We start from the raw sequence: 25,541 nt of genomic DNA, 5'->3' as shown, positions 1-25,541 counted from the left end.
GGATTTGAAATGGAAGTACGCGTTCAAAACATTCGCAAGGAATTCGAGCGTTTTCCGGCGCTGCACGACGTCTCGCTCGACATCCGCTCCGGCGAGCTGATCGCACTGCTCGGCCCTTCGGGTTCCGGCAAGACGACGTTGCTGCGGCTGATCGCCGGCTTGGAAAGCCCGACCGAGGGACAGATCTTCTTCGGCGACGAGGATGCCTCGAAGAAATCGGTACAGCAGCGCAATATCGGCTTCGTCTTCCAGCATTACGCGCTCTTCCGCTACATGACGGTGCTCGACAACGTCTCCTTCGGCCTGAGGGTCAGAAAGGGTGCCCGGCGTCCTGCGAAAGCCGACATCCGCCGGCGGGCGCTGGAGCTGCTCGACCTCGTTCAGCTTTCCGGCCTCGAAAAACGCTATCCCGCCCAGCTTTCCGGCGGACAGCGCCAGCGCGTGGCGCTCGCCCGCGCCATGGCGGTCGAGCCGAACGTCCTGCTACTCGACGAACCTTTCGGCGCCCTCGACGCCCAAGTGCGCAAGGATCTGCGCAAATGGCTGCGCGAGATCCACGACCGTACCGGCCACACCACCGTCTTCGTCACCCACGACCAGGATGAGGCGCTGGAGCTTGCCGACCGCGTCGTCGTCATGAGTCAGGGCGCGATCGAGCAGGTCGGAACACCCGACGAAGTCTATGATTATCCGAATTCTCCCTTCGTCTTCGGCTTCATCGGCCAATCGAACTGCCTGCAGGTCGAGATATCGGACGGCGATATCCGCTTCGAAGGCCGCTCGCTCGGCCTCAATGCCGAAGGCGAGCCGGATGGACCGGCGCAGCTCTACTTCCGCCCGCATGATGTCAGGCTCTGCGAATCAGCCGAAAACTGCATTGCCGGCCAGCCCGTCTCCAGCCGCCGCGTCGCCGGCACTCGCCATATCGAGCTCGATATCGGCAATGATCGGCCAAATATCGAAATCGAGCTGCCGCCGAGCGAGGCCGACCGGCTCGACCGTCACCGCGTCGCGTTCAAGCCGACTCGCTGGAAGCTGTTTCGCAGCTGATCTCGATTGCGCGCGTCTTTCCTGGCGCGCGCACGGCGCCTTGCTTAATAATTCGTTAACCCTCCGGATTTATGCACCAGTCGGTCGCAGGGATCAGCCGGAATCGCCCGTGGCGGGAGTCCACCCGGCCTTTTGTGATCTCAGGTTGTTTGTATTTCAGTCATATGACGAGTAAAAGATTGTGCGCGTTAATCATAAAGGGCTGGACTAATCCTATAGGAGGCACCTGGCGTTGAGGGCGGAGATTTCCTTTGGAAAATCCCTGATCGGGATTTTATTCGTAGGACTGGCGGCTGCAGGCTGCACCACAACACCGAAGCCGGCGACGACGCCGGCAAAGACCAAACAGGCTCAAGCGGCGAAAGTCACTTTCAATTATACCGCCAAGGATCGCGACTGCCTGAAGCGCGCGATGTATTTCGAATCGCAGCATTCCGATGAAGATGGCTATCTGGCCGTCGGTACCGTCGTCATGAACAGGCTGACGTCTGGCGCCTACCCTCCGTCGATCTGCGGTGTCGTCGCCCAGGAGAGGCAGTTTGCGCCCGGGGTCATGACGCGCGAAGTCAAGCCGCAGGCGGAACCGGAACTTGCCACCGCGGCCGATGCGATCCTGCTGAAGGGTGCGCGCCATCCCCAGGTGAAGGATGCAATGTTCTTCCATACCGACGGGCTGAAATTCCCCTACGACAACATGCATTATGTGACGGTCGCCGGCGGCAACGCCTTCTACGAGAAGCGCGATTCGAACGGCATGCTGGAAACGCCGCCGCCGCTGCCGTCCTATGAGGTGGCGATGAATTATGTGCCCGGCGAAAGCATGCTGCCACCGCAATTCGAGGCACTGATACCCTCGGCCGTTCCCGTTCCTCTGCCGGCGCCCGATCCGATGGCGACGGCGAGCACGGCGCCGATGCAGATAACGGCTCCGGTGACCCAACCGGAAACCGCGCCTGCGCCCGAGCCGGCGATGCGGATCGCGATCCCGACGCCCCGGCCCGCCTATGACAGCGTGATGCTGCGCGGCGCGATCCCGGTAAATGGCGGCTAAAACTGGATTCGTTAATGTGGGAAGAGCGCCTTAGGCGCGCTCTTCCCAGATCTTTGCAAGCTCCACGATCGTTGCCACCGCTTTTTCCATATCCTGGCGGCTCACCCATTCGAGCGGCGAGTGGAAGGCATGGCCGCCGGCAAAAATGTTCGGGCACGGCAGCCCCATGAAGGAGAGCCGCGAGCCGTCCGTGCCGCCGCGAATGCTGCCGCGCACCGGCGTCATGCCGGCACGATGCACCGCTTCAAGCGCGTTCTCGACAATCTCCGGATGGCGGTCGAGCACCGTTTTCATGTTGCGATATTGTTCCGTCACCTGGAAGTGGTAGGTCGAGCCGGGATAGGCCGACATCACCTGCTTGACGATGGTTTCGAGCATCGCCTCCTTTTGCACGAGCCCCTCGTCGGTAAAGTCGCGGATGATGAAGCTCAGCGACGCCTTTTCCATCGAGCCGGTGACGCCGACCGGATGGATGAAGCCCTGCTTGCCTTCCGTCGTCTCCGGCGCCACGTCCTTCGGCAACCGGTCGATGATGGCGCCGGCGATCTTGATGGCGTTCTCCATGCGGTCCTTGGCAAAGCCCGGATGGATCGCCACGCCTGTTATGCTGATCTCGACGCCGTCGGCCGAAAAGGTTTCGTCCTCGATGTGACCCGCCGTCTCGCCGTCCATCGTATAGGCGAAGTCCGCTCCGAGTTTATCCAGGTCGACCTTGTTGACGCCACGTCCGACTTCCTCGTCGGGCGTGAACAGGATCTTGATTGTTCCGTGCCGGATATCGGGGTTGGAGACCAGAATCTGGGCCGCAGTCATAATTTCCGCCAGTCCCGCCTTGTCGTCGGCGCCGAGCAATGTCGTGCCATCGGTCGTGACGATGTCGTTGCCGATCTGGTTGTTCAACTCCGGATACTCGGCGACACGGATCAGCCGGCTCGAATCGCCAACAAGCTGGATATCTCCGCCGGCATAATTCCTGACGATCTGCGGCTTGACATCCGTGCCGCTGAAATCGGGCGCCGTGTCCATGTGCGAGCAGAAACAGATGACCGGCACCGCCTTGTCGCTATTGGCCGGAATGGAGGCATAGACATAGCCGTGTTCATCGAGATGGGCGTCGGAAAGCCCGATCTCGAGCAGCTCGTCGACCAGAACCCGCCCGAGATCCTTCTGCTTCTCGGTGGTCGGCTGGCTCGAAGAGGACGGGTCGGATTGGGTGTCGATAACGACATAACGGAGGAAGCGGTCGAGAACGGTGTCGGTCATATCAATCCAGTCCAGTGAGATCATCCAATGATATAACCCCCCTCGGTGATGCGGCAAAAGATTTTTGCTGTCGGAGAATGGTTCTGTTGCGGCAGCAGTTTGCACGGGCGGTCTGGCTCGCCGGACGCGTCGTGCCGAGCTGTCGCAACCTTCGCCGCACGAGATTCAGGGTCTCTCACATCCAACATTGGCACGCGGAATTGGGTGCGGCAGGCGGCGCCCGCAGGCGCGATTGATCGCAGTGGTCTTGAACAACCGGAAGCCATTTCCAATATTTTTGAGGGATCAAGCTGGCATCGAAAGGAGGAAGAAAATGCCGCTGAATGATGTGCTCTGGACTCGTCCAGTGACGGTCCGGCTGCAGTGCGGCCTGGAACGAACTTTTACGGGCGTCTATGACGCCTTGGATTTCCTTGAGAATGAATGGCCATTGGGCCACGGGGAGCGCCACCAACGCGCCGTCAAGACCTGTCGCGGCGCCCTCAATCGGGTGATCGCGCCGTTGATTGCACGGGAGGCTTTCATGGCCGCTTGCATCGAAGCCGGCATGCCGGCAGTCGTGGCTCCCTGGCAGGTGCAGACCACCAGCCGCCCGGTGCGACCGACGCGTGTCGCTGCACTCCGCTAAAGGCGAAGCCCCCGGGGTCATCGGACGTTGAGATAACGTAGCGCGGCCCCGAGGGGAGCCGCGCCGGGACAAAAGCCGAGTTAGCGAACGGATTTGAACGCAGCCCGCAATTCTTCCGCAAACAATTGAGGCTGCTCCCAGGCAGCAAAATGTCCGCCCCGCTCCACCTGATGGTAGTAGACGAGGGAAGGATAAGCCTGTCGGCTCCAGCTCTCCGGCGCCTTGTAGATTTCTTTCGGAAAACGCTGATGCCGACAGGGATCTTGATTTCCTTCGTCTTCTGCGTCTCCGAGCTGAAGTTGTTGTTGTTGTTTTCCCAGTAAAAGCGCGAAGACGACGCGCCGGTATTGGTCAACCAGTAGAGCGTGATGTCGTTCAGCATTTCGTCTCTGGTCAGAACGCGTTCCGGAACACCGTCACTGTCACTCCATTGTACAAATTTTTCATAGATCCACGACGCCAAACCGGACGGGGAATCCGAGAGCGAGTAACCGATCGTCTGAGGGCGCGTTACCATCATGGCGCCGTAGGCGGCATTCCGGCCGAAAAAGGCGCTGAGAGAATCGTAAGCGCCTTTTTCCGCCGTGGACAGTCCGGCAGGGGCCGCGTCGCCACTGTTGATCCCCCGCATGAGATCGCCCGGGACGGTCGCCGGCATATTCAGATGGATCGCCAGCAAGCCTTGCGGGGCTTGCCGTGCCAAGGCATCTGAGATCACCGAGCCGTGGTCGCCACCCTGCGAAACATAGCGCGTGTAACCCAGGCGCTTCACCAGCACGTCCCAGGCGCGGGCAACACGGTCAGGTCCCCATCCCTGATCTGTCGGCCGACCGGAAAAGCCGTAACCCGGAATCGAAGGAATAATCACGTCGAAGGCATCTTCCGGTTTGCCACTATAGGCCGTCGGATCGGTCAGAGGCCCGATGGTCTTGATGAACTCGAAGATCGAGCCCGGCCAGCCATGCGTCAGGATGACCGGAAGAGCATTCGGATGGCGAGAGCGGACGTGAATGAACTGAATGTCGACGCCGTCGATCGTCGTGACGAACTGCGGCAGAGAATTCAGCTGTTCTTCGGCTTTGCGCCAGTCGTAATCGACCCCCCAATAGCGGACAAGGTCCTGGACGCGCGCCAGCTGGATGCCTTGCGAAATGCCCCCGACAGTCTCCTTATCGGGCCAACGTGTCTCTGCTATACGTCGCTTGAGATCATCAAGCTGGCTCTGGTCGACGTGGATGCGGAAAGGGCGGATACTCTCATCCGACGCTGGTCTTGTTTGGGCGGTCGGTACGCCTGCTTCTTCTGCGCGTGCGGACTGCACGTAAGACACCGTTATCAGCGCTCCGACAGCGAGGGCGATCGCGCGCCCAAGCAGCGGGCGCGACTTGGAAACCTCGGGAATAGCGGTCATTGGATAGCCTCCTTCGCTTGGCGTTCTGCGACTTTCTCGCGATCGGAGTGCTAGGCGGTCGATGTATCACATATGTTTCCGGCCAATGCCTGTTCTGTTACAGAATGTAGCTTCGCGCTCATCAGGTACGCGATCATACAAATGGTGCGGGGACAGTTGCTGTCGCGTCAACTCAAACGGGAACGCTGGCGGCGGCTGGAACAACGATCACTGCTATTTCGTTTGAGGACCGAATGTCCGGGAACAGCCATGGCCAGCGACAAGCTATCGAGCTACCGATCGAAACGCGATTTTCAGAAGACCGCTGAGCCCAGCGGTGAGCGGGGCATCAAAAAGAGCAACCGCCGCCGCTTTGTCATTCAGAAGCACGATGCAACACGTCTGCACTACGACCTGCGGCTCGAGCTCGACGGCGTGTTCAAGAGCTGGGCTGTCACCAAAGGTCCGTCGCTCGATCCGAGCGATAAGCGCCTTGCCGTCGAGGTCGAAGATCATCCGCTCGATTATGGCGACTTCGAAGGCACGATTCCGAAAGGCCAGTATGGCGGCGGCACGGTCATGCTGTGGGATCGCGGCTATTGGGAGCCGGAGGGGAGGAAGAGCCCGGAAGAGGCGCTTCGCAAGGGCGATTTCAAGTTCACCCTCGAAGGCGAGCGCCTGCACGGGAGCTTCGTGCTGGTGCGCATGCGCAACGATCGCGAGCGCAGCACGCGTACCAACTGGCTGTTGATCAAGCATCATGACGAGTTCTCCGTCGAGGAGAACGGTGCTTCGATTCTGGAAGAAAACGTCACCTCAGTGGCCTCAGGCCGCAGCATGGACATGATCGCAGCCGGCAAGGGGCGCAAGCCGAAACCCTTTATGGTGGAAGGCGGCAAGATCGAGGCTGACGCCGTCTGGGACAGCAATCACGGACTGGCCGCCGAGGAGCGGCAGGAGGCGAGAGGCGGAAAGCGCGCCGGCACCGCAACGGCGGTTGATCTTCCGGATTTCATCGCGCCGCAGCTTTGCGAGAAGCTGGAGCGGCCACCCGGCGGGACCAGCTGGATCCACGAGATCAAATTTGATGGATACCGCATTCAGATGCGCGTGCTCCACGGCGAAGCGACGCTGAAAACCAGGAAAGCTCTCGACTGGACGGCCAAGTACCCCGAAATCGCCGAAGCGGCGCCAACGCTTCCAGACTGCATTATCGACGGCGAGATCTGCGCTCTCGACGAGCATGGTGCGCCTGATTTCGCCGCGCTGCAGGCGGCGCTGTCGGAGGGCAAGACCGGCGACCTCGTCTACTTCGCCTTCGACCTGCTCTATGACGGCGGCGAGGATCTCCGCTCCAAGCCCCTCGTCGAGCGAAAGACGCGGTTGCAGGAGCTTCTTGCTGAGGCCGGCAACGATCCTCGCATCCGCTACGTCGAGCATTTTACAGGCGGCGGCGACGCCGTGCTCAGGTCGGCATGCAAGCTATCCCTGGAAGGCATCGTTTCAAAACAGGCAGATGCCCCCTATCGGTCTGGTCGAACGGAAAGCTGGGCCAAGTCGAAATGCCGGGCGGGGCACGAGGTGGTCATCGGCGCCTATGCGAAGACCAACGGCAAGTTTCGTTCCCTTCTCGTCGGCGTTTTCAGCGACGATCATTTTGTCTATGTCGGCCGTGTCGGGACCGGCTACGGCGCCAAGAAAGTCGAAACGCTGCTTCCAAAACTGAAGGCGCTGGAGACGACGAAGTCGCCGTTCACCGGTATCGGCGCTCCGAAGAAGCAGGCTGAGGTGGTGTGGGTAAAGCCCGAGCTTGTCGCCGAGATCGAATTTGAGGGCTGGACCGCGGATGGCCTTGTCCGGCAGGCGGCTTTTAAGGGATTGCGCGAAGACAAGCCGGCCAAGGAAGTCGAGGCGGAGCGACCGCTAAGATCCGCGAAAACCGAGGTTGCGGAGCCGACTCCGAAGGCCACACCAAAAACAACGCGCCGCAGGGGTCAGAAAGCCGATGTCATGGGTGTGCTCATTTCAAGCCCGGACAAGCCATTGTGGCCGGATGCCAATGATAGTGAGCCGGTGACAAAGGAGGAATTGGCCCGCTATTACGAGGCGGTCGGCGACTGGATGATCGACCACCTCAAGGGCAGGCCTTGCTCCATCATCCGCGCCCCGGATGGGATTGGTGGCGAGCAGTTCTTCCAGCGTCATGCCATGCCAGGACAATCCAAACTGCTCGAATTGGTCAAGGTATTCGGCGACAAGAAGCCATACCTCCAGATCGACCGCATCGAAGGGCTCGCCGCAGTCGCCCAAATCGCGGCGGTCGAGCTCCATCCGTGGAACTGTGAACCCGAGCAACCGGAAGTTCCTGGCCGCCTGGTATTCGATCTTGATCCCGGTCCCGATGTTCCCTTTTCCACGGTTGTTGCCGCTGCCCGCGAGATGCGCGACCGGCTGGAAGACCTCGGATTGATCAGCTTCTGCAAGACGACGGGCGGCAAGGGCTTGCATGTCGTGACCCCGCTTGCAGTCAACAAACGAAAACCGTTGTCATGGCCCGAGGCAAAGGCCTTCGCGCATGACGTCTGCCAGCAGATGGCCCGAAACAACCCCGATCTCTACCTTATCAAGATGACCAAGAGCCTGCGGGGCGGTCGCATTTTCCTCGATTACCTGCGCAATGATCGCATGGCGACGGCCGTGGCGCCGCTCTCCCCTCGAGCCCGCCCAGGGGCGACCGTGTCAATGCCTCTGACGTGGACGCAGGTGAAATCGGACCTCGATCCTAAAAGGTTTACGATCCGAACCGTGCCTGCTTTGCTATCGAAGTCATCCGCCTGGAAGGATTATTGCGAGGGACAGCGTCCCTTGGAGCAGGCGATCAAGAGGCTCGGCCGCACCGGCAAGCATGCCGCCTGACACGGCTGATCGCCCGCGGCACTCATCTGATTACGGTGGCATCAGTCAAATCGAAGACGGCGGCGTTATCCTGGATCTCGCGAAGGCCCTTGTATGAGGGGTGGCGGAGGCTGCCCTCACGCGTCCAGCCGCGAAACTCGATTTCGGCAATCAAGGTCGGCTCGGAAAAGACGAGGCGCTTTCCTCTCAGCGGCACGACAGGTTTTTTCGTCCGGAGGCGGTTCAACGTCTTGCGCAAATATTCCGCCTCGGTTCGGTTGAAGCCTGTGCCGACGGATCCGACGTAGACCCAGTCGTGGCCCTTTCGACCCGCAAGCAAAAGACTGCCGAGTCCGCCGCGGTTGCTGGCGGATTCCTCGTAACCGACGATCATGAAACTGTCGCTCTGAACGCACTTGATCTTCTGCCAGTCCCCCAGACGGCCACTCCGGTAAGGGCTGTCCCTGCGTTTGGCGATCACGCCTTCGAGGCCAAGATGGCAGGCGTGCTCAAGCAGTTCTTCGCCACCGAGATCCAGTTCTTCGGAGAACCGAATAGATCGATCGCTGGTCTCAGGGACCAGATCTTCGAGGAGATGACGGCGTACCGACAGCTCAGTGCGCGTCAAGTTGTGACCATCCAGGTATAACAGATCGAAAGCGCAGAAGATGGATTCCGTCGAGATCCGCTTGCCGCCCCTGCCGCCGAGCGAGCGCTGCAAGGCTCCGAAGTCGGAGCGCCCCTCTTCATCGAGGACGACGGCTTCTCCGTCGAGAATGCAGCTCGACACACCGAGCTCTTTTGCCCCTGCGGCGATCGTCGGAAATCGGTGGGTCCAGTCATGGCCCCCGCGGGTGAGAATGCGAATACCCTTCGGCTCGATGTGGAGCGCCAATCGGTAGCCGTCCCACTTCACCTCATAAAGCCAATCCGGCCCTTGCGGCACCGTCTGCTTCAGCAAGGCCAGGCATGGCTCCACCCTCGACGGCATTGGATCGAACGGCAGGTTTGGCTGATCGGGATCACGCCGACGGACAGGTCGCGAGTGTATCGCGGAACTGGAATCGCGAAGCAAGGGGGCGGAGGGGCGCCGTGGTCTGGTCATCGCTCAATGCCTGTCGGATCGGTTCTCGGCATCGACGGATTTGCGCAGCGCCTCCATGATATTGATGACATTGCTGGGAGCCGGCTCTGCCTTCTCCCTGCCCTTCGACTTGGCTTTGACAGGCTTTTTCATCTGTTTCTTCTTGGCTTCGATAAGCTCGAGCAACCTATCCTGGACGGGGTCGGAGACCATCTTTGGGTTCCAGTGCTGCGTCTGCTTCCTGATGAGCTGCTGGACCAGCGGCATCATTTGGCTGTCCGGCGGCTGATCATCGACCCGTTCGAAATAGCTCTCGGCGCCGCGCACCTCGTCACCGTAGCGCAAGGTCCAAAGGACGATGCCCTTGCCACGTGGCTCCAGCATTACGGCGCGCTCGCGGCGCGCAATCACCAGCCGCGAAATGCCGACCATGTCCTCAGCCGCCATCGCGTCACGGATCACCGAGAATGCTTCCTGGCCGACCGGATCGTCCGGTGAAAGATAGTAGGGCGTGTCGAGCCAGATCCATTCGACGGTGTTGCGCGGCGTAAAGACTTCAATATCGATGGTCTTGGTGCTTTCAAGCGCAACGTTCTCCAACTCCTCGTCTTCAAGCAAGACATATTCGTTCTCACCGCGCTGATAGGCTTTTACTTCGTCTTCATCTTTCACGTCCTTGCCGGTGACGGCGTCGACATAGTGGCTGACGACGCGGTTCTGGGTGGCGCGATTGAGCGTGTGAAAACGCACCTTCTCATTTTCGGAAGTGGCCGGCATCATCTGCACCGGACAGGTGACGAGCGACAGTTTGAGGTAACCTTTCCAGTAAGGCCGGATCGCCATGGAAACCTCCGATCACCCGGCGCGGCGCTGGTGAGCGCCGGCCGGGCTGCGTGGTTTCGTCGTCGTCGCGCGCGCGGCCTTCTGCCTGCTCTTACCGGCATTGGCATTTGCAGCGGTGCGCTTCGTCTTGGCCGGCGTCGCCATGCCGGCGCTTTCGCGCAGCGCCTGTAGCAGGTCGCTCGGTTTGGGGGCCGGCGGCGCCTTTTTCTTCGGAAGGGTGCGGCCTTCGATCTTGGCCTTCACCAGTTCGGCGACGGCCGCTTCATAACGGTCGTCGAACTGCTTCGGGTCGAACTCGCCCTTCTTGGTGTTGATGATGTGCTTGGCAAGCTCCAGCATCTCGCCTTCGATCTTGAGATCCGGCATCTCCTCGAATGCCTTCTCGGAGGAGCGAACCTCATAATCGAAATTCAAGGTTGAGCCGACCAGCCCTTTGCCATGGGGGCGGATGAGGAGCGTTCGCAGGCGCCGGAACAGCACCGTTCGGGCAATGGCCGCGACCTTGGCTTTCTCCATACCATCCCTCAGGAGTTTGAAAGCGTCGCTGCCCATCTTGTCGGGCGCCAGATAATAAGGCTTGTCGAAATAGACGTCGTCGACCTCATCAAAAGGAATAAAGGCCTCCACCTTCAGCGTCTTGTCGCTCTCGGGAATGGCGGCCGCGACCTCCTCGGGCTCGAGCACGACATAGCGACCATCCTCGATCTCGAAACCCTTGACCTGGTCCTCGCGCTCGACCGGATCGCCGGTTTCGCCATCGACGAATTCTCGGCGCACCCGGTTACCGGTCTTCCTGTTCAGCGTGTGAAACGCGATCCGCTCGGATGTGGAGGCGGCGGTGTAAAGCGCCACGGGAAAAGCCACCTCCCCGAACTTGATGAAGCCTTTCCAATTCGCTCTCGGGGCAACCATTTCGTACGCGCTCCTGCCGCAACCAGTGCGAGTCAACCGAATCACTTTACGATTGGTTCCGAATCAAAACGAATCAAATTTCAATAGCTTAGCCAGAATGATTCACGCGTTTTCCGAGTCTCGTTCATCCCCTTGAATCTGATCGATCTTTTTCTATCCGGGTGCTTTTTACCGTGGCAACAACCAACAGATAGGGACACCTGAGGAGCTCGGCTGCTCAATCGATGCGTTGACCCTCGCCGTCGAACACATGCAGATATTGGGGCGGGAAGGCGACGTTGACCTTCGGCCCCGCCTTCAACGCTTCGCGGTCAAGAGTGAAGATCTTGAACGGCAGGCCATGGAGGGCGAGGTGCAGGATAATGCCGAAGCCGGTGGGTTCGACGAGCTCCACATCGGTGCCAAGCCCTGTCTCGTCATTCGTCATCAGCACATGCTCCGGCCGGATGCCGAGCGTCACCTTCGCGCCGTCTGCAAGCGGCAGCGGCCTTGCCAGCGGCACGATCGTGCCATCCTTCAGCTTGACGCCGCCTGCGGTATAGCTGGCGTCGAGGAAATTCATCCCCGGCGAACCGATGAAACCGGCGACGAAGAGATTGGCGGGGCGGTCGTAGAGTTCCAGCGGACTGCCGACCTGCTGCACCACGCCACCATGCATGGCGACGATCCGGTCCGCCAGCGTCATCGCCTCGATCTGGTCGTGGGTGACGTAGATCGAGGTTGCCTTCAACTCGCCATGCAGCTTCTTGATTTCGGCACGCATCTGTTCGCGCAGCCGCGCGTCGAGATTGGACAGTGGTTCGTCGAACAGGAAGGCCTTCGGCTGGCGCACGATGGCGCGGCCCATGGCGACGCGCTGGCGCTGACCGCCGGAGAGCGCCTTCGGCCGCCGTTCGAGCAGCGGATCGAGACCGAGCTTGGCGGCAGCCGCCGCCACTGCACTGGTGATCTTTTCCTTCGCCGTTTTCCGCAGCCTCAGGCTGTAGCTCATATTGCCGGCGACATTCATATGCGGATAGAGCGCATAGGACTGGAACACCATGGCGATGTCGCGGTCCTTGGGATGCAGTTCGTTCACACGGGCGCCGGCAATCCGGATCTCACCTGATGTGACTTCCTCCAGCCCGGCGATCATCCGCAACAGCGTTGACTTGCCGCAGCCGGAGGGACCGACGAGCACGACGAATTCGCCATCCCTGATGTCGAGATCGACGCCGTGCAGCACCTGCACGTGGCCGTAGGCTTTGCGGATATTCTGGATATCGATCGATGCCATTGTTGTTTAACCCTTGACCGCACCGGCCGTCAGGCCCTGGACGAGATAACGCTGGATGAGAAGGAAGAAGAGGCCGGCCGGAATAAGCGCCATGACGCCCGCCGCCATCATCTGCCCGAAATCCACCGAGAATTTCGAAACGAAGGTGAGAAGTCCGACAGGGAAGGTCGCGGCGTCATTGCCGTTGATCAGCATCAGCGCAAACAGCAGTTCGCTCCAGGCGGCGGTGAAGACGAAGCCGAGCGTCGCGGCGATACCGGGCAGCGTCAGCGGCAGGATGATCTGGCGAAACGCGGTGAATTGCGTCGCCCCGTCGATCATTGCCGCCTCTTCGAGATCCTTGGGAATGCCGTCGAAGAAGGACTGCATCAGGAAGGTGGCGAAGGGTACGTTGAAGGCGGTGTAGACGATGACCAGGCCGGTCAGGCTGTTGGTCAGATGCAGGGGCGACAGGATCTTGAAGATCGGCGCCACCAGCATGACGAGCGGAAACATCTGGGTCAGCAGCATCAGCGCGACGATCCAGTATTTCGCCCGGAAATTGAAGCGCGACAGGGCGTAGCCGGAAAGCGAGGCGCAGACCGTCACCGTCACCGCGGTCGAAGCCGAAACGATCAGGCTGTTCTTGAAGAAAGTCGGGAAGGCGCTGTGCTGCAGCACGAAGGCATAATGATCCCAGCTGGTGCGCGACGGCCACATGCGCACGCCTTCGGTGTAGAGCAGGTCGTTCGGCGTCACCGAGACCTTGAGCAGCCAGAACAGCGGGAAGAGCGCAAAGGCGATGTAGCAGAGGATCGCCAGGCGATGCGCAATGGTGGGAAGGATTGATCGTCTCATCGGCTCAATCCTTGTTCAGCAGCGTCTGCCGCAGCAGGATGATCAGCATCGAATAGGCCAGCAGCAGCGCGAGCAGCACCAGCGCGATCGCCGAGGCATAACCGAAATCGAGCCGCTTGAACGCCGTGGTGAAGATATAGCTCGCGACGATCTGCGTGCGGTCGGCCGGCCCCCCATTGGTCATGACGACGATGAGATCGGCGAAATTGGAAATCCAGACGGTACGCAAGAGCACAGTGATGGCGATCGTCGGCGCCAGAAACGGCAGGGTGATCGAGCGGAAGCGCTGGAACCAGCCAGCGCCATCGATCGAGGCGGCTTCGTAAAGATCGCGCGGGATCGCCTGCAGGGCGGCAAGCAGCGTGATGGCAAAGAAGGGAATGCCCCACCAGACATTGGCGACGATCGGCCCCCACATCGCATGATCGGGATCGGAGAGGATATTGCCCGGCTCATGCATCAGCCCGAGCGCGAAGAGCCAGTGCGGGATCGGCCCGATGACCGGATTGAACAGCCAGGCCCAGTTGAGACCGGCGAGAAAGGACGGCACCGCCCAGGGCAGGAAAACCAGCGCCTGTGCGATCGCCCGGCCCGGGAACGGCTTGTCGAGCAGCAACGCCAGAATGAGGCCGAAGATGAATTGCAAGACGACGGAGGCGCCGGTCCACCACAGCGTGTTCCTCAGCGCGCCGTAAAAGGCCGCGTCGCTCGACAACTCGCGGAAATGCTCGAGCCCGATGAAGCCGCCGGAAAAGGGATTGAGCAGCTGGATATCGCGGAAGGCATAGGACAGCCCGAGCGTCAGCGGCACCAGCATGACAGCGATGATCAGGATCAGCGACGGCGCGCTGTAGAGATAGGGCTCCGAAGTATCGGCAAGCCGACGCAGCCACGGCCTGCGGTCGCGTCGCATGTCGAGCATATCGGCGGAAATGGTCATCGGATTGCGGTTTCCATTGTCTTACCCGGTGCGGCCTTACGCGGGTGATGCTTCTGAAGTGAGAGGCCTGAGCCCCCTCATCCGACCCTTCGGGCCACCTTCTCCCCGCTGGGGAGAAGGGATATGAGGCGCCGCCACGAGTCTCTTCTCCCCAGCGGGGAGAAGGTGCCGGCAGGCGGATGAGGGGGATTCAATCTCAAAGCCCTCTATCTTTATTTCTTGCTCAGAAACTTCTGCTGCGCCTTGGTCAGATAATCCGCCCACTGATCCGCCAGATCCTTCGCCGAAATGTCGCCGAGCAAGGCCTGCTGTGAGGTCTTGATCGCCAGCGAATCCTTGAAGAAGGCGAACTCTTCCAGATAGGTCGGCATGACGGTCGGCACCGTGTTCGGGTCCGCCAGTTCCTCGAACCAGCCCTTGAACTGATCGCCGGCATAGAAGGGATCCTTTTCGGCCGCCGTATAGGCCGGCAGCGCGCCGATGCGCTTGTTCCACTCGATATTGCCTTCCGGCCCTTCGAGGGTGGCGATCAGCTTCCAGGAGAGATCCTTGTTGGCGCTCGTCGAAAACATCGACCAGCCGCCATAGCCGATGGTCGGGAAGGACTTGCCGTCAGGCCCCTTCGGCAGCGGCGCGACACCGAAATCCTCCTTCTTCATGCGCTCGGCGATGGCGATCAGCGCATCCGGATCCTGGTCGAGGAAGGCGCAGGTGCCGGAATAGAAGCCAGCGACGACCTCGTTGAAGCCCCAGTTGACGCTGTCCTTCGGCGCATAGCCCTTCTTGTAGAGATCGACCATCCATTCGATGCCCTTGGCCCAGCCGGGGCTGTTCATCGTCGAGGTGCCGTCTTCCTTGAAGTACGTGTTGTCGCCTGCCATCGTGGCGGCGAAGATCATCCAGCCGTTCAGGCCGCCCGGTCCGCCGCGCATGCAGTAGCCGTATTTGCCGGGAAGCTTGGAGACCTTTTCGGAGGCGGCGGTGAACTCGTCCAGCGTCTTCGGCGGCGCGGCGACGCCGGCCTCCGAAAGCAGTTTCTTGTTGTAGAACATCGCCCTCAAATAGAAGCCGTAGGGCAGCATATAGGCGGTGTTCTTGACGTCACGGCCGAGCTCGAGCGCGCGCGGCGTCAGCTCCTTGGTGTGCTCCCACTTTGCAAGATAGGGCTCCAAGCTCTCGAGCATGCCGTTATTGGCATAGAGCGACAGCCAGGTATCGGGCATCTCCATCACGTCGGGCACGTCGCCGGCCGAGACCATGGTCGCGAACTTCTGGAAGGCTTCGTTCCAGGGCAGCGAGATGATGTCGACCTTGGTGCCGGGATTGGCGGCTTCGAACTTGCCGACGATCGATTTCAGCGTTTCGGTGCGCTCCGGGCTGGTGATGACTTCGACAAGCTTGAGCGTGGTGTCGGCAAAGGCCGTGCCCGCCATCATCGAAGCGAAGAGCGTTGAGATTATTAGCTTTTTCATGGCTCAGTTCCCCCTTGTTAGGTTTCTCTCGGGTTTCAGGATTGTGAGGCGGCGGCGAGCGCCTCCTCAATGTCCCTCCACAGCGCCTCGGTTCCTTCGAGGCCGACATGGAGGCGTACGGATCGCGCATGGATGCCGAAGGTTTGCGCGGAATTCGGCTGTGCCTTCTGCTGCAGCACCACCTCGCCCGGTACGATCAGGCTTTCATGCCCACCCCAGCTTACACCCAGTTTGAACAGCTTGAGATGGTCGGCGAAGGCGCGGATATCGACGCCATCGCGGAAGATGAACGAGAACAGGCCCGAGGTGCCGTTGAGCCCGGCGGGCAGGCGGTTGGCGAGGCCTGGGTGACAGACCGCCTCCACCACCTCGAGCTTCTGCAGGCGCCTGGCGATTTCAAGTGCCGATGCCTCATGGGCTTTCATGCGCAGCGGCAGCGTGCGCAGACCGCGGATCAACAGCCAGGCGTCGAACGGCGAAAGCTTGCCGCCGAGATAGGGATAGGCCTCGGCCTTGATGCGCGCGATCATTTCCTTCGAGCCGGCGACGACGCCAGCCACCACATCGCTGTGGCCGCCGAGATATTTCGAGGCCGAATGGATGACGAGATCGACGCCGAGCGTCAGCGGCCGCTGGAAGAACGGGCTCGCCCAGCTGTTGTCGATCATCGAGACGACGCCGTGCCGCTTGGCGAGCGCGGCCAGCGCACCGACATCGTGCGCCTCCATCACCCAGCTCGTCGGGCTTTCCAGATAGAGGAGCTTGGCGCCGGGCAGCGCGCTCGCGACCGCTTCCTCGTCGCGGCCGTCGACATAGGTCACCTCGATCTTCATCCGCTTCAGGATGGTGCCGAACAGGCGGAAGGCATCGGGATAGACATGCCGGACGGCGACGATGCGGTCGCCCGGCTCGACGAAGCTCAGCACCGCCGACGAGATCGCCGCCATGCCGCTCGCAAAACCCAGCGCGTCCTCGGCGCCTTCGAGCTTGGCCAGCATTTCCTCGAAGGCGCGCACCGTCGGGTTCAGCCCGCGCGTATAGGTCGGCCGCACCTTCTCGCCGCGATAGACGGTGATCATCTCGTCATAATCGGAAAAGGTGAAAAGCGACGTCTGGAAGATCGGCGGCACGACGGCGTCGGCGAAGTTGCTGTCGTCGTGGGCAGTGATAAGGGAAGCAAGGTCGAACGGGTCTGCGCCGTTGCTCATTTGGACATTTCCTTGATGTCTTCCTCGACGATATCGAGAATTTTCAATGTCTCCGCGCGCGCCGCCTCCGGGTCCTGGGCAGCAATCGCGTCGAAAAGCGTGCGGTGAAAGGGAAAGGACCGGCGGGCGAAGTCCTGCCGGTCGAACGGATGCTCCCAGAAGCGCTCGAAGGTCTCGCGCATCTGCTCGAGCAGCTGGCGAAACAGCGGATTATGGGTGGCGTCGTAGACGGCGAGATGGAAGGCGAGATCCTCCGGCCCTGATGTGCCCTTCTCCAGATGCACCCGCTCCATCTCGTTGAGCTTCTCCTCAATGACGACGAGGTCCTTTGCCGTGCGCCGCCGGGCGGCGACCATGCCCGCCTCACATTCGATGCCGCGGCGAACCTCAAGCGTCTGCAGCAGCGCATCGCGCAGATGCGCCGCGTCGAAGGACAGCGGCATATGGATCGTTGCCCTGGAAACCGGCTTCAAAAGATAGGTGCCGCTACCCTTGCGCGTCTCGATGACGCCGAGCGCCTGAAAATGCCGGATCGCCTCACGAATGGTCGAACGTCCGACGGCAAGAGCCGACATCAGCTCCCGCTCGGCCGGCAGCCGGTCGCCCGCCTGCAACCGCGCCTCCTCCACATAATCCGCCAGCGCATCGGTCACCTGACGCGCGCGGTCCATGACCGGAAGCGGCCGGATCACCGGCCTGTCGCTGCGATTTGCCTTCATGGTTCCCCATTTTTTCTATCAGGCAGTCAGGCTTTAAATTGGTCTGACATCTTAGCATTTCCCAAAGATGGGGAGACGTCAAGTGATGTTGTCGGAGTAATCCCTCTCCAGAAAGAGGCGGGCCGCCTTTGAAGCCCGACTTCTTCCCTTGCGCCCCGCCAGGCTCTGTCGGAATATGGGTGGCGGGTGGGAGGAAACGAGAGCGGATGGCGGCAGATCGGATAAGAGGCCTTGATGGCATCAGGGCTATCGCCATTCTAGGCGTGTTCTATACGCATTTCGTCGATGGCAATTCCCTGCTCGGCGATCTGGCAGTGCGAACCTTCTTCGTTTTGAGCGCCTTCCTGATTACCGGCAACCTGGTCGCGTTGCGCGACGCCAAGAGATTGAGCCACCTTGCGGCGCTGCGATCTTTCTACGAGCGAAGAGCGCTCAGGCTCCTGCCGACCTATTTCGCCATGCTCCTGGCGCTCGTTGCTATCGGCCTCGTCACGATCCGGGACGGGCTTTTTTATCATCTCGCCTTTCTGTCAAACATCTGGTTCGCGATGGGAGTGGATTGGAACCCATGGGTGCTTGCTCATACCTGGACCCTGTCCGTCGAATGGCAGTTCTATCTCGTATGGCCGCTCATCGTGCTAAGCTGCGCAAACAGATGGGTGGCGCGGGCCGCCGCGGGCGCCATCGCCATTGCACTGGCATTCTGGCTCGGCTGCTATGTCACCGGCTATTTCACCGACAACACGGTCTTGTGGCCGCCCTTCTCACTCGACGCACTGGGCGTGGGAGCCTTGACTTTCTTCTTTTCGGGCATGCTGGCACGCCCGACCAAAATCCACCTGGTTGGTGCAATCCTGCCGGCGGCACTGTGGTGTGCCTTCCAGCTCGCTGACACAGACAGCCACCACCAGTCGTTGGTCGTTGCTTTCCTTCTGCAAATTCTTCCACTTCTGCCGATCGCGATCCTGATTGCCGTGACCGCATCAGGGACAAACCCGGTCGTCGACCGCATCCTTGGGACCCGGCCGTTGGCCTATCTCGGCCGCATCAGCTACGGCTGTTATCTCTACCATTTGCCAATTCTTTGGCTGATGATGCAGATTCTGTGGCGGGTATTCGATTATCAGCTGAAAGGGGGGATCATCCAACTGATCGTTGTCGCGATCCCCACAATCGCGTTTTCCGCCTTGAGCTGGGAATTCATCGAACGACCAATCCAGAAATGGCGGACCGGCAGCCGCCAAAAGGCGGCGCAGGCCAAGTTCACCGCATGAGCGAGGGATCTTTCTGGGAGGGAGCATGACATAAGACCCTCCAAGGGGTTATCGTCCAAAGCACGAGGCTGCAAAGCATGCGCGACTATGTGAAAAGCAAGGACTTTCACCGGCATATGCGGTCGCTACTGACTCCGCGACTTCAGGAGCTCGGCTGGAAATCGCAACCGGGAAAGTGCAGCTTTGCCCGGGGCGAAAGGGTTTGTTGGCTGCAAGTATCCCAGTCTTCGAACAGCCTTATCGGCGCCAAGTTCACGATCAACCTGACGGAGACCTCCGGCCCCGCCGGCAACACAAGAATACTTCCTCGCCTCAACGAGGCGGATCGAGCAATCGGCAAGGCTTTGGAAGAACACATCATTGCGCGCCTTCCCAGGCCTGATCCCGACCCGGAGATTGAAGTTGTCGGAGACAATGGCCAACCCGTCTTGGTCAAGCTCGGCGATATCGCTCGAGCAAACCCACGACAATGGGACGGCCCCTGCGATGTCTGGCTGCCCTACTTCGGCAAAAACGATCTCGACGACTGGACTGCGTTTCTCCTGCCTCGCCTTGACCGGCTGCTCCCGCCCTCCTCACCTGAAATGATCGATACGCAATTGTGGGTCCAGCCGTTTCGCCGTCTCGCCGGCCTGTTCCGCTCAAGTTGAGCGGTACCCGGCCCTGGTTGAACGCAGAAGGCGCCCCTCCCGACTGGGTTCAACCGGCCACCGGTTTCAGGTCGACAAGCGCCTTGATCGGCAGGTGGTCCGAGGCGATGCGGGCGAGCGGTGTATCATGCGCCTCCACCTCGGAGATGATGCCCTTGCGGTTGGCGATGATGCGGTCGAGCGCCAGCAGCGGCAGGCCGGCGGGAAAACTCGGCACGGCGGGCGGCAGCTCGCCGAAGGCGGATTGGAAGGTGTTGAGCGACGAGCGGTCGCCGAGCCGCCATTCGTTGAGGTCGCCGAGCAGGATGGTCGGCATCTCGTGCCTGTCGTTGATCAGTTCGACGAGGGTCCGGGCCTGCTGGGCTCTGCTGTGGCGCAACAGGCCGAAATGCGCGGCGATGATGCGCAGCGCGCCGCCCTCTTCCAGCTCGATTTCGACGACGAGGGCGCCGCGCGGCTCCAGCCCCGGCAGTTTCACCTGGTGCACATCATGCACCAGCCCCTTCTTGAACAGCACGACATTGCCGTGCCAGCCATGCGCCTTCGCCATGCCTTCGACCGGCACAGGGATCAGCCCCGTCTCCCGCTCCAGCCGGCCGAGATCGAGTATGCCCGTGCGCTCGCCGAAACGTGTGTCGGCCTCCTGCAGCGCGATCACGTCGGCGCCGATTTCATGGATCACCCGGCTGGTCCGCTCCGGATCGAAGCGGCGGTCGGTACCAACACATTTGTGGACATTGTAGGAAGCGATCAACGTTCCGGCGCTACGCGGCCTTGCCTCCATATGCGCCGCGTCGAGCCGCTTTTTCCTGCTCCTGATCGAGGCGAGAATGCTGGCGGGAAGACTGTCTTTCCTGGCGTGCATCGCGAAGCGCACTTGTTCCGTTGATCAAAGAAGCTACTCCATCCGCAGTATAGGCGGCCGCGCGGAACTTGCCATGTCGGAATGCAAAAAATCCGTCAGAGATAGGGCGAACCAAGCCACAGCACCTTCTCGATCAGCCGCACCGGGAAGGGCCGCGCGCGTAAGCCGTCCAGCGTCACCAGCGTTGCCGATTTCAGGATTTCTTCGATATGCTCGTCGATCTCGGCGGCAAAGCCCTCATTCAGCACTTCGAGGTCGACCTCGAAATTCAGCCTGAGCGAACGTGGATCGAGGTTGGAGGAGCCGACATAGGCCCAGGTGCCGTCGATCGTCAAAAGCTTCGAATGGCTGAAGCTGCCGGTCGAGCGCCAGATGCGGCAATAATTTTTGAGAATCTGATCGAACTGCGCCGTCATCGCCCGGTCGACCAGCATGAGATTGTTGAGAGCCGGCACGACGATATCGACTTCAACGCCGCGCCGCGCCGCCGTCACCAGAGCGCTGATGAGTTCGCGGTCCGGCAGGAAATAGGGCGACATGATGCGGATCGATTGACGCGCAACGGAAAAGGCGCCCATCAGCATCTTATGGTTGGTTTCGAGGCTGCGGTCCGGCCCTGAGGCGACGATGCGCATCAGGATGGGGTCGCCGGGGCTGCGCTGCGGCGGTTCGATGCGCCAGGCCTCGTCGTTCAACAGTTCGTCGGTGGTGAACCGCCAGTCTTCGGCGGCAAGATCGAAGAGATCGGCGACGACCGGGCCAGTGACGCTGAAATGCGTATCACGGGCAAAGGTCTCGCCCGTCGCCTCCTCGCTGAAACCCGCCCTGATATTCATGCCGCCTGTCAGCGCAATGCGTCCGTCGACGATCAGGATCTTGCGGTGGGTGCGCAGATTGGCATAGGGCAGCCGCAAACCCATGATGACATTGCCGTTGAACACGGCGACGGTGACGCCGCCCTCCTTGAGATGGCCGAGAATGCTCGGCACCGAATAACGCGCGCCGACGGCGTCGATCAGCACCCGGACCGCCACGCCCCGCTTCACCGCGGCAATCAGTGCATCGGCGATGCGCAGGCCGATGACATCACGGTCGAAGATGTAGGTTTCGAGCAGGATGCTGCGCTCCGCTTCATCGATGGCGGATTTCATCGCGGCATAGGCCTCGTCGCCGGTCTCCAGCATGTCGATTGTATTGCCTGAGGTCAGCGGGTTGCGTGTCACGCGGTCGCCAAGCGTCTGCAGCGCCGCAAAGCGGCGGCCGAACTGGCTGATCACGGTCTCGGCGTCGGCGTCGAACGTCTCGAGCTCGTCGGTCCCGGGCGCGAGCAGCAGGGCGTCGCGACGAATGCTCAGCGATTTGCGGCGGATGCGATTGATGCCGGCAATCGCATAAAGCAGCGCACCGACAACAGGCGAGAGGATGATGACGCCGACCCAGCCGATCGCCGCGCGCACCTCCTCCTTGGTCATGGCGGCATGGATCGCCGCTGCGGCTCCCATGGCGATCGAAACGACAAAGAGGATATGCGGCCAGTAGGTCGACAGGAGATAGAACATCGCTGGCCAATATAGCCGCGAAACGGCGGCGTTCAATTATGCAGCCGCTCCCCCATGGCGCGAAATTTTTCCTCGGGATTGTTCTGCCGGGAGTGGCCCGTTCGATCGCGGGAACAATCCCGGTCGAGATCGATTCATCCTCAGAAGATGAGGATCGCCATCATGAACATCGCCGCAAGCGTCGGTCCTGCCTTGGCCCTCGAAGTCGCAGATGCCGGCAGCATTGCCGAACTCCGGCATCAGGCCGAGGACTGCACCCGCTGTGACCTCTATCGCAATGCGACGCAAATCGTCTTCGGTGAAGGTCCGGGAAAGGCCGAGATCGTCCTTGTCGGTGAGCAGCCGGGTGACCGGGAAGATATCACCGGCAGGCCCTTTGTCGGCCCGGCAGGCCATCTGCTCGACCTCTGTCTCGACGAGGCCGGCTTGGACCGTCAGCGCTGCTACGTCACCAATGCCGTCAAGCACTTCAAGTTCACACCGCGCGGCAAACGGCGCCTGCATGCGAAACCCAATGCCGGCGAGATAAGGCGTTGCGCATGGTGGCTCGGCGCGGAACTCAACATCCTGCAGCCGAAACTCGTGGTGGCGCTGGGCGCAAGCGCTCTCTATGCGCTGCTCGGGCCGAAGGCGAAATTGACGCCCGAGCGCGGTCATATCCTGCAGCCTGCAAACCATCCGCCGGTTCTGGTGACCATTCACCCCTCCTATCTCCTGAGAATCCGCGATGAGACCGAGCAGCACAGGCAGCGTCAGGCATTCGTGTCAGATTTGCACAGGGCGGCGGAATTTCAGTCTCGGTGAATGCCGATTCTCAACCTTGATATGCTGCAACGCGAAATATTTACGGTTGCAGGTCGATTTCACTTGAAACGGCGCTCCTCCTCTGGAACCATCCCGGCAGTATCGCGTTCGAACGACGGCATTATGTGACTGGAGATCAGCGATGTCAGAAACTCGGGAAGAGTGGATCAAAAAACGTGCATACGCCCTTTGGGAAGAAGAGGGCCATCCGACAGGACGAGATTCCATCCATTGGGATCAGGCGCGGCACGAGCGCGAAGCGCTCGAAGGCTCTGCTGCCTCTTCCAACGGCAAAGAAGCCAAACCCAAGGCCAAGCGCGCCGCAACGGCCACGAAGCGTGCCGCAACAGGCGCCAAGACGAACGGCGTCGTCACGCCGGCGCCCAAGCGGACGGCGAGCCGCAAGACGGCATCCTGACTGCTGGAATACCGATCACGTTCAAAAAAGGGCGTCGTTGCGACGCCCTTCGGCTGTGCTTTGTCATATGCCTGAATTAGTTAGGTTTTAAGAGATTGCAGGCGGGCTTGCCGCGCGGGGGGTGAACAAAGGCCGGATGACGCTGCAAGTATTGAGGCTTCCAAGGTGATCGTGTGAGCCATGGAAATATCGCTCGTGCTCATCGCCGCTCTGCTTTATCTCGGTCTGGCGCTCGGCTTCATCCTCGTCGTCGATAATCTCGTCGGGCTGGTTTTCCGCGATTCCCGTACGCCGCTGCGACTGCCCTCCTTCGACATCGGCCGCGCCTTTGCAGCGTCGCAGAAATTCCACCGGAAATAACGGTTCTCAGCTGGCGCCCGCGCACAGTTAGAAAGTAGGGTGGGTCTGGCGTAGCGGCCCCGAAAACGGGAATTGATTTTCGGAAGGCAGGATGAGATCGAGGACAATGGGACAGGCGCGAAGCGTTCGGCCGGCGACTTGGCTTTTTGCGGCGCGCTCCTTGCGCGACTTCTGCGACGGCTTCGTGGCCATCCTGTTGCCGGTCTATCTCCTTGCTCTTGGATTTTCGCCCCTGCAGGTCGGCGTCATTGCGACGGCATCCCTCTTCGGATCCGCGCTTTTGACGATCATCATCGGATTTCTCGGCGGGCATCATGATCTCCGCCGCCTGCTTTTGGCAGCCGCCTGCCTGATGGTCGCCACCGGTGTCGCCATGCCGATGATCAGCGACTATGCGCTGCTGCTCGCCGTCGCCTTTGCCGGCACGATCAATCCGTCGGCTGGCAGCGTGAGCATCTTCGTGCCGCTTGAACATGCGGTCCTTGCCCGGGAGGTGACCAACGCCGATCGAACGAGAATGTTTGCGCGTTACAGCCTGGTCGGGGCGCTCGCAAGCGCCGGCGGCGCGCTTGCCGCGGCGCTGCCTGACGTCATGATGCGGTTCGGGATGACGCAACTGAGTTCGATCAGGCTGATGTTCGTTCTCTATGCGCTCGTTGGCATTCTCGGCGGTCTTCTTTATGCCCGCATACCGCCTCGCCCGGTGACGCACGAAGATCACAAGCCGGCGGCACTCGGGCCTTCGCGCGCCATCGTCATGAAGCTCGCGGCCCTCTTTAGTCTCGATGCCTTCGCTGGAGGTTTCGTGGTCCAGTCCTTGCTCGCGCTGTGGCTGTTCGAACGATTCGATCTTTCGCTGTCCCAGGCTGGAGTGTTTTTCTTCTGGACCGGCGTGCTGTCGGCGTTTTCGTTTCCTGTCGCTGCCCGGCTATCGAAGCGGATTGGGCTCGTGAACACCATGGTGTTCACCCACATTCCATCAAGCATCGCTCTCGGCCTTGCCGCATTCGCACCCACCTTGCCGTTGGTGCTTGTCTTGCTGCTGGTTCGAGCCGCGCTTTCGCAGATGGATGTGCCAACCCGTTCTTCCTACGTGATGGCTGTGGTCACCGAGGCGGAGCGAGCCGCTGCCGCAAGCTTCACATCCGTGCCGCGCAGCCTCGCATCGGCGGCCAGCCCTGCGCTGGCCGGTGCTCTTTTCGCCGCCTCTTATCGGGCTTGGCCGCTTGTCATCTGTGCCGGCCTAAAGATCATATACGACCTCTTGCTGTTGCTGCAGTTCCGCCACCTCAAGCCGCCCGAGGAATCCTGAACTGCCTGCCTCGGGCGCATGCCCCCTCAGGTCCGTACTCTGAGAGCTCGTTCCGTTCTGTCGGCGATTTGGGTCACGGCATAGGCGATCACCATGTAGATCACCACGGCCACCAGGAAGGCTTCGAGGTAGTAAAAGTTCAGCGCCGCGGTCAGCTGCGACTGCGCGAAGATGTCGACCACCTCGATGGCGAAGCCAAGCGACAGCGCCTTCATGATCACCATGAAGGAGTTGGCGAGATCCGGGATCGCTGCCACGATCACCTGCGGCAGCATGACCCGGCGGAAGAGCTGGCTCTTCTTGTAGCCGAGCGAATAGGCGGCGTCCGCCTGCCCCGTGTCGAACGAGTTCAGCGCGCCCTTGACCACCTCCGCCTGGAAGGCCGCGACGCAGGCCGTCAGGGCGACGATGAGCGTCACCCAGTTCGGCGTCGAGTGACCATTGTACTCCACGCCGACGAGCGACGTCAGGAACTGCAGCGTCGACGGAAGTCCATAATAGGCAAGGAAGATCACCACCACCATCGGCACGCCCTTGAACGCCACCTTGTAGGCGACAACGAGCTGACGAAGGACCGGCACCCGACGATACTCGATCATGGCGAATAGGCTGCCGACGACCGTCGATAGGACGAAGACAGCGAGGGCCATGACAAGCGTCAGCGGCACAGCGCCCAGGATCTCATAAAGGTCGGGGAGAAGAACTTCGCTGTCGAAAATCATGATTTCCTT

The 25,541-nt window shown here is 60.8% G+C and carries 23 protein-coding genes and 2 pseudogenes; 11 read left to right on the top strand and 14 right to left on the bottom strand.

Annotation, left to right across the window (positions count from 1 at the left end; all coding sequences use genetic code 11):
* The first annotated feature begins 9 nt into the window (after window positions 1-9).
* Window positions 10-1,050, top strand: coding sequence for a sulfate/molybdate ABC transporter ATP-binding protein (locus tag GGD53_RS11950; protein ID WP_184456110.1), 1,041 nt, complete (start codon window positions 10-12; stop codon window positions 1,048-1,050).
* A 232-nt stretch (window positions 1,051-1,282) separates the two neighbouring features.
* On the top strand, window positions 1,283-2,101 hold the full coding sequence (locus tag GGD53_RS11945; protein WP_184456107.1) for a cell wall hydrolase: 819 nt from the start codon (window positions 1,283-1,285) through the stop codon (window positions 2,099-2,101).
* A gap of 30 nt (window positions 2,102-2,131) precedes the next feature.
* Here GGD53_RS11945 and pepT read toward each other — a convergent pair whose 3' ends face one another.
* Window positions 2,132-3,364 (bottom strand): peptidase T, encoded by a 1,233-nt coding sequence (gene pepT / locus GGD53_RS11940; RefSeq protein ID WP_184456105.1) that lies wholly within the window; start codon window positions 3,362-3,364, stop codon window positions 2,132-2,134.
* Between the two features lie 313 nt (window positions 3,365-3,677).
* Between pepT and GGD53_RS11935 the strand changes: the two genes are divergently transcribed.
* Window positions 3,678-3,992 (top strand): DUF982 domain-containing protein, encoded by a 315-nt coding sequence (locus tag GGD53_RS11935; RefSeq protein ID WP_184456103.1) that lies wholly within the window; start codon window positions 3,678-3,680, stop codon window positions 3,990-3,992.
* An 80-nt stretch (window positions 3,993-4,072) separates the two neighbouring features.
* On the opposite strand, the pseudogene GGD53_RS11930 reads toward GGD53_RS11935, so the two are convergent.
* A pseudogene (locus tag GGD53_RS11930) lies at window positions 4,073-5,403 on the bottom strand (epoxide hydrolase family protein).
* A gap of 249 nt (window positions 5,404-5,652) precedes the next feature.
* Here GGD53_RS11930 and ligD (GGD53_RS11925) point away from each other — a divergent pair.
* Window positions 5,653-8,298 (top strand): DNA ligase D, encoded by a 2,646-nt coding sequence (ligD, locus tag GGD53_RS11925; RefSeq protein ID WP_184456101.1) that lies wholly within the window; start codon window positions 5,653-5,655, stop codon window positions 8,296-8,298.
* Between the two features lie 22 nt (window positions 8,299-8,320).
* On the opposite strand, the gene ligD (GGD53_RS11920) is transcribed toward ligD (GGD53_RS11925), so the two are convergent.
* The 6 genes from ligD (GGD53_RS11920) to GGD53_RS11895 all read right to left on the bottom strand — a co-directional run bounded on the left by ligD (GGD53_RS11920) (window position 8,321) and on the right by GGD53_RS11895 (window position 14,169).
* Complete coding sequence (gene ligD, locus GGD53_RS11920) at window positions 8,321-9,382, bottom strand: non-homologous end-joining DNA ligase (protein ID WP_184456099.1); 1,062 nt, start codon at window positions 9,380-9,382, stop codon at window positions 8,321-8,323.
* A gap of 3 nt (window positions 9,383-9,385) precedes the next feature.
* Complete coding sequence (locus GGD53_RS11915) at window positions 9,386-10,204, bottom strand: Ku protein (RefSeq protein ID WP_184456098.1); 819 nt, start codon at window positions 10,202-10,204, stop codon at window positions 9,386-9,388.
* Window positions 10,205-10,216: 12 nt separating this feature from the next.
* The gene (locus GGD53_RS11910; RefSeq protein ID WP_184456096.1) at window positions 10,217-11,116 is read right to left on the bottom strand and encodes a Ku protein; all 900 of its coding nucleotides are present in this window, start codon (window positions 11,114-11,116) and stop codon (window positions 10,217-10,219) included.
* Between the two features lie 217 nt (window positions 11,117-11,333).
* Window positions 11,334-12,392, bottom strand: a complete 1,059-nt coding sequence (locus tag GGD53_RS11905; RefSeq protein ID WP_184456094.1) for an ABC transporter ATP-binding protein — start codon at window positions 12,390-12,392, stop codon at window positions 11,334-11,336.
* A 6-nt stretch (window positions 12,393-12,398) separates the two neighbouring features.
* Window positions 12,399-13,229 carry a carbohydrate ABC transporter permease gene (locus GGD53_RS11900; protein WP_184456091.1) on the bottom strand — a complete coding sequence of 277 codons (831 nt, stop codon included), beginning with the start codon at window positions 13,227-13,229 and terminating at the stop codon, window positions 12,399-12,401.
* A 4-nt stretch (window positions 13,230-13,233) separates the two neighbouring features.
* On the bottom strand, window positions 13,234-14,169 hold the full coding sequence (locus GGD53_RS11895; RefSeq protein WP_184456089.1) for a carbohydrate ABC transporter permease: 936 nt from the start codon (window positions 14,167-14,169) through the stop codon (window positions 13,234-13,236).
* 71 nt (window positions 14,170-14,240) lie between these two features.
* On the opposite strand from GGD53_RS11895, the pseudogene GGD53_RS32370 reads away from it, so the two are divergent.
* A pseudogene (locus tag GGD53_RS32370) lies at window positions 14,241-14,356 on the top strand (endonuclease domain-containing protein); the annotation flags it as partial.
* Window positions 14,357-14,381: 25 nt separating this feature from the next.
* Here the strand turns inward: GGD53_RS32370 and GGD53_RS11890 are convergent.
* The 3 genes from GGD53_RS11890 to GGD53_RS11880 are packed head-to-tail and all read right to left on the bottom strand — an operon-like array spanning window position 14,382 to window position 17,568.
* The gene (locus GGD53_RS11890) at window positions 14,382-15,641 is read right to left on the bottom strand and encodes an ABC transporter substrate-binding protein (RefSeq protein ID WP_184456087.1); all 1,260 of its coding nucleotides are present in this window, start codon (window positions 15,639-15,641) and stop codon (window positions 14,382-14,384) included.
* A 35-nt stretch (window positions 15,642-15,676) separates the two neighbouring features.
* Window positions 15,677-16,849: a PLP-dependent transferase gene (locus GGD53_RS11885; RefSeq protein WP_184456085.1), complete on the bottom strand. Its 1,173-nt coding sequence runs from the start codon at window positions 16,847-16,849 to the stop codon at window positions 15,677-15,679.
* Window positions 16,846-17,568 carry a FadR/GntR family transcriptional regulator gene (locus tag GGD53_RS11880; RefSeq protein WP_184456083.1) on the bottom strand — a complete coding sequence of 241 codons (723 nt, stop codon included), beginning with the start codon at window positions 17,566-17,568 and terminating at the stop codon, window positions 16,846-16,848. The genes GGD53_RS11885 and GGD53_RS11880 overlap by 4 nt, the downstream gene beginning before the upstream one ends.
* 128 nt (window positions 17,569-17,696) lie before the next feature.
* Between GGD53_RS11880 and GGD53_RS11875 the strand changes: the two genes are divergently transcribed.
* Both GGD53_RS11875 and GGD53_RS11870 read left to right on the top strand, forming a co-directional pair.
* A complete protein-coding gene (locus tag GGD53_RS11875) occupies window positions 17,697-18,842 on the top strand; it encodes an acyltransferase family protein (protein ID WP_184456081.1) in 1,146 nt (381 codons plus the stop codon).
* 77 nt (window positions 18,843-18,919) lie between these two features.
* Window positions 18,920-19,492, top strand: a complete 573-nt coding sequence (locus tag GGD53_RS11870; RefSeq protein ID WP_184456079.1) for a hypothetical protein — start codon at window positions 18,920-18,922, stop codon at window positions 19,490-19,492.
* Between the two features lie 49 nt (window positions 19,493-19,541).
* On the opposite strand, the gene GGD53_RS11865 is transcribed toward GGD53_RS11870, so the two are convergent.
* Window positions 19,542-20,357, bottom strand: a complete 816-nt coding sequence (locus GGD53_RS11865) for an endonuclease/exonuclease/phosphatase family protein (protein WP_184456077.1) — start codon at window positions 20,355-20,357, stop codon at window positions 19,542-19,544.
* Window positions 20,358-20,452: 95 nt separating this feature from the next.
* Window positions 20,453-21,916, bottom strand: coding sequence for a phospholipase D-like domain-containing protein (locus GGD53_RS11860; RefSeq protein WP_184456175.1), 1,464 nt, complete (start codon window positions 21,914-21,916; stop codon window positions 20,453-20,455).
* A gap of 162 nt (window positions 21,917-22,078) precedes the next feature.
* Between GGD53_RS11860 and GGD53_RS11855 the strand changes: the two genes are divergently transcribed.
* The 4 genes from GGD53_RS11855 (at window position 22,079) to GGD53_RS11840 (ending at window position 24,810) form a co-directional block, all read left to right on the top strand.
* Window positions 22,079-22,720: a UdgX family uracil-DNA binding protein gene (locus tag GGD53_RS11855; protein ID WP_184456075.1), complete on the top strand. Its 642-nt coding sequence runs from the start codon at window positions 22,079-22,081 to the stop codon at window positions 22,718-22,720.
* Window positions 22,721-22,862: 142 nt separating this feature from the next.
* Complete coding sequence (locus GGD53_RS11850; RefSeq protein ID WP_184456072.1) at window positions 22,863-23,138, top strand: DUF2934 domain-containing protein; 276 nt, start codon at window positions 22,863-22,865, stop codon at window positions 23,136-23,138.
* A 180-nt stretch (window positions 23,139-23,318) separates the two neighbouring features.
* Window positions 23,319-23,498: a hypothetical protein gene (locus GGD53_RS11845; protein ID WP_184456070.1), complete on the top strand. Its 180-nt coding sequence runs from the start codon at window positions 23,319-23,321 to the stop codon at window positions 23,496-23,498.
* Window positions 23,499-23,604: 106 nt separating this feature from the next.
* Window positions 23,605-24,810 carry an MFS transporter gene (locus tag GGD53_RS11840; protein WP_184456174.1) on the top strand — a complete coding sequence of 402 codons (1,206 nt, stop codon included), beginning with the start codon at window positions 23,605-23,607 and terminating at the stop codon, window positions 24,808-24,810.
* A 26-nt stretch (window positions 24,811-24,836) separates the two neighbouring features.
* On the opposite strand, the gene GGD53_RS11835 is transcribed toward GGD53_RS11840, so the two are convergent.
* On the bottom strand, window positions 24,837-25,529 hold the full coding sequence (locus tag GGD53_RS11835; RefSeq protein WP_184456172.1) for an ABC transporter permease subunit: 693 nt from the start codon (window positions 25,527-25,529) through the stop codon (window positions 24,837-24,839).
* Window positions 25,530-25,541 lie beyond the last annotated feature (12 nt).

It is taken from the genome of Rhizobium aethiopicum, from assembly GCF_014197535.1.
Lineage (GTDB): Bacteria > Pseudomonadota > Alphaproteobacteria > Rhizobiales > Rhizobiaceae > Rhizobium > Rhizobium aethiopicum_A.
This window is presented reverse-complemented; position numbering and strand designations above follow the sequence as displayed.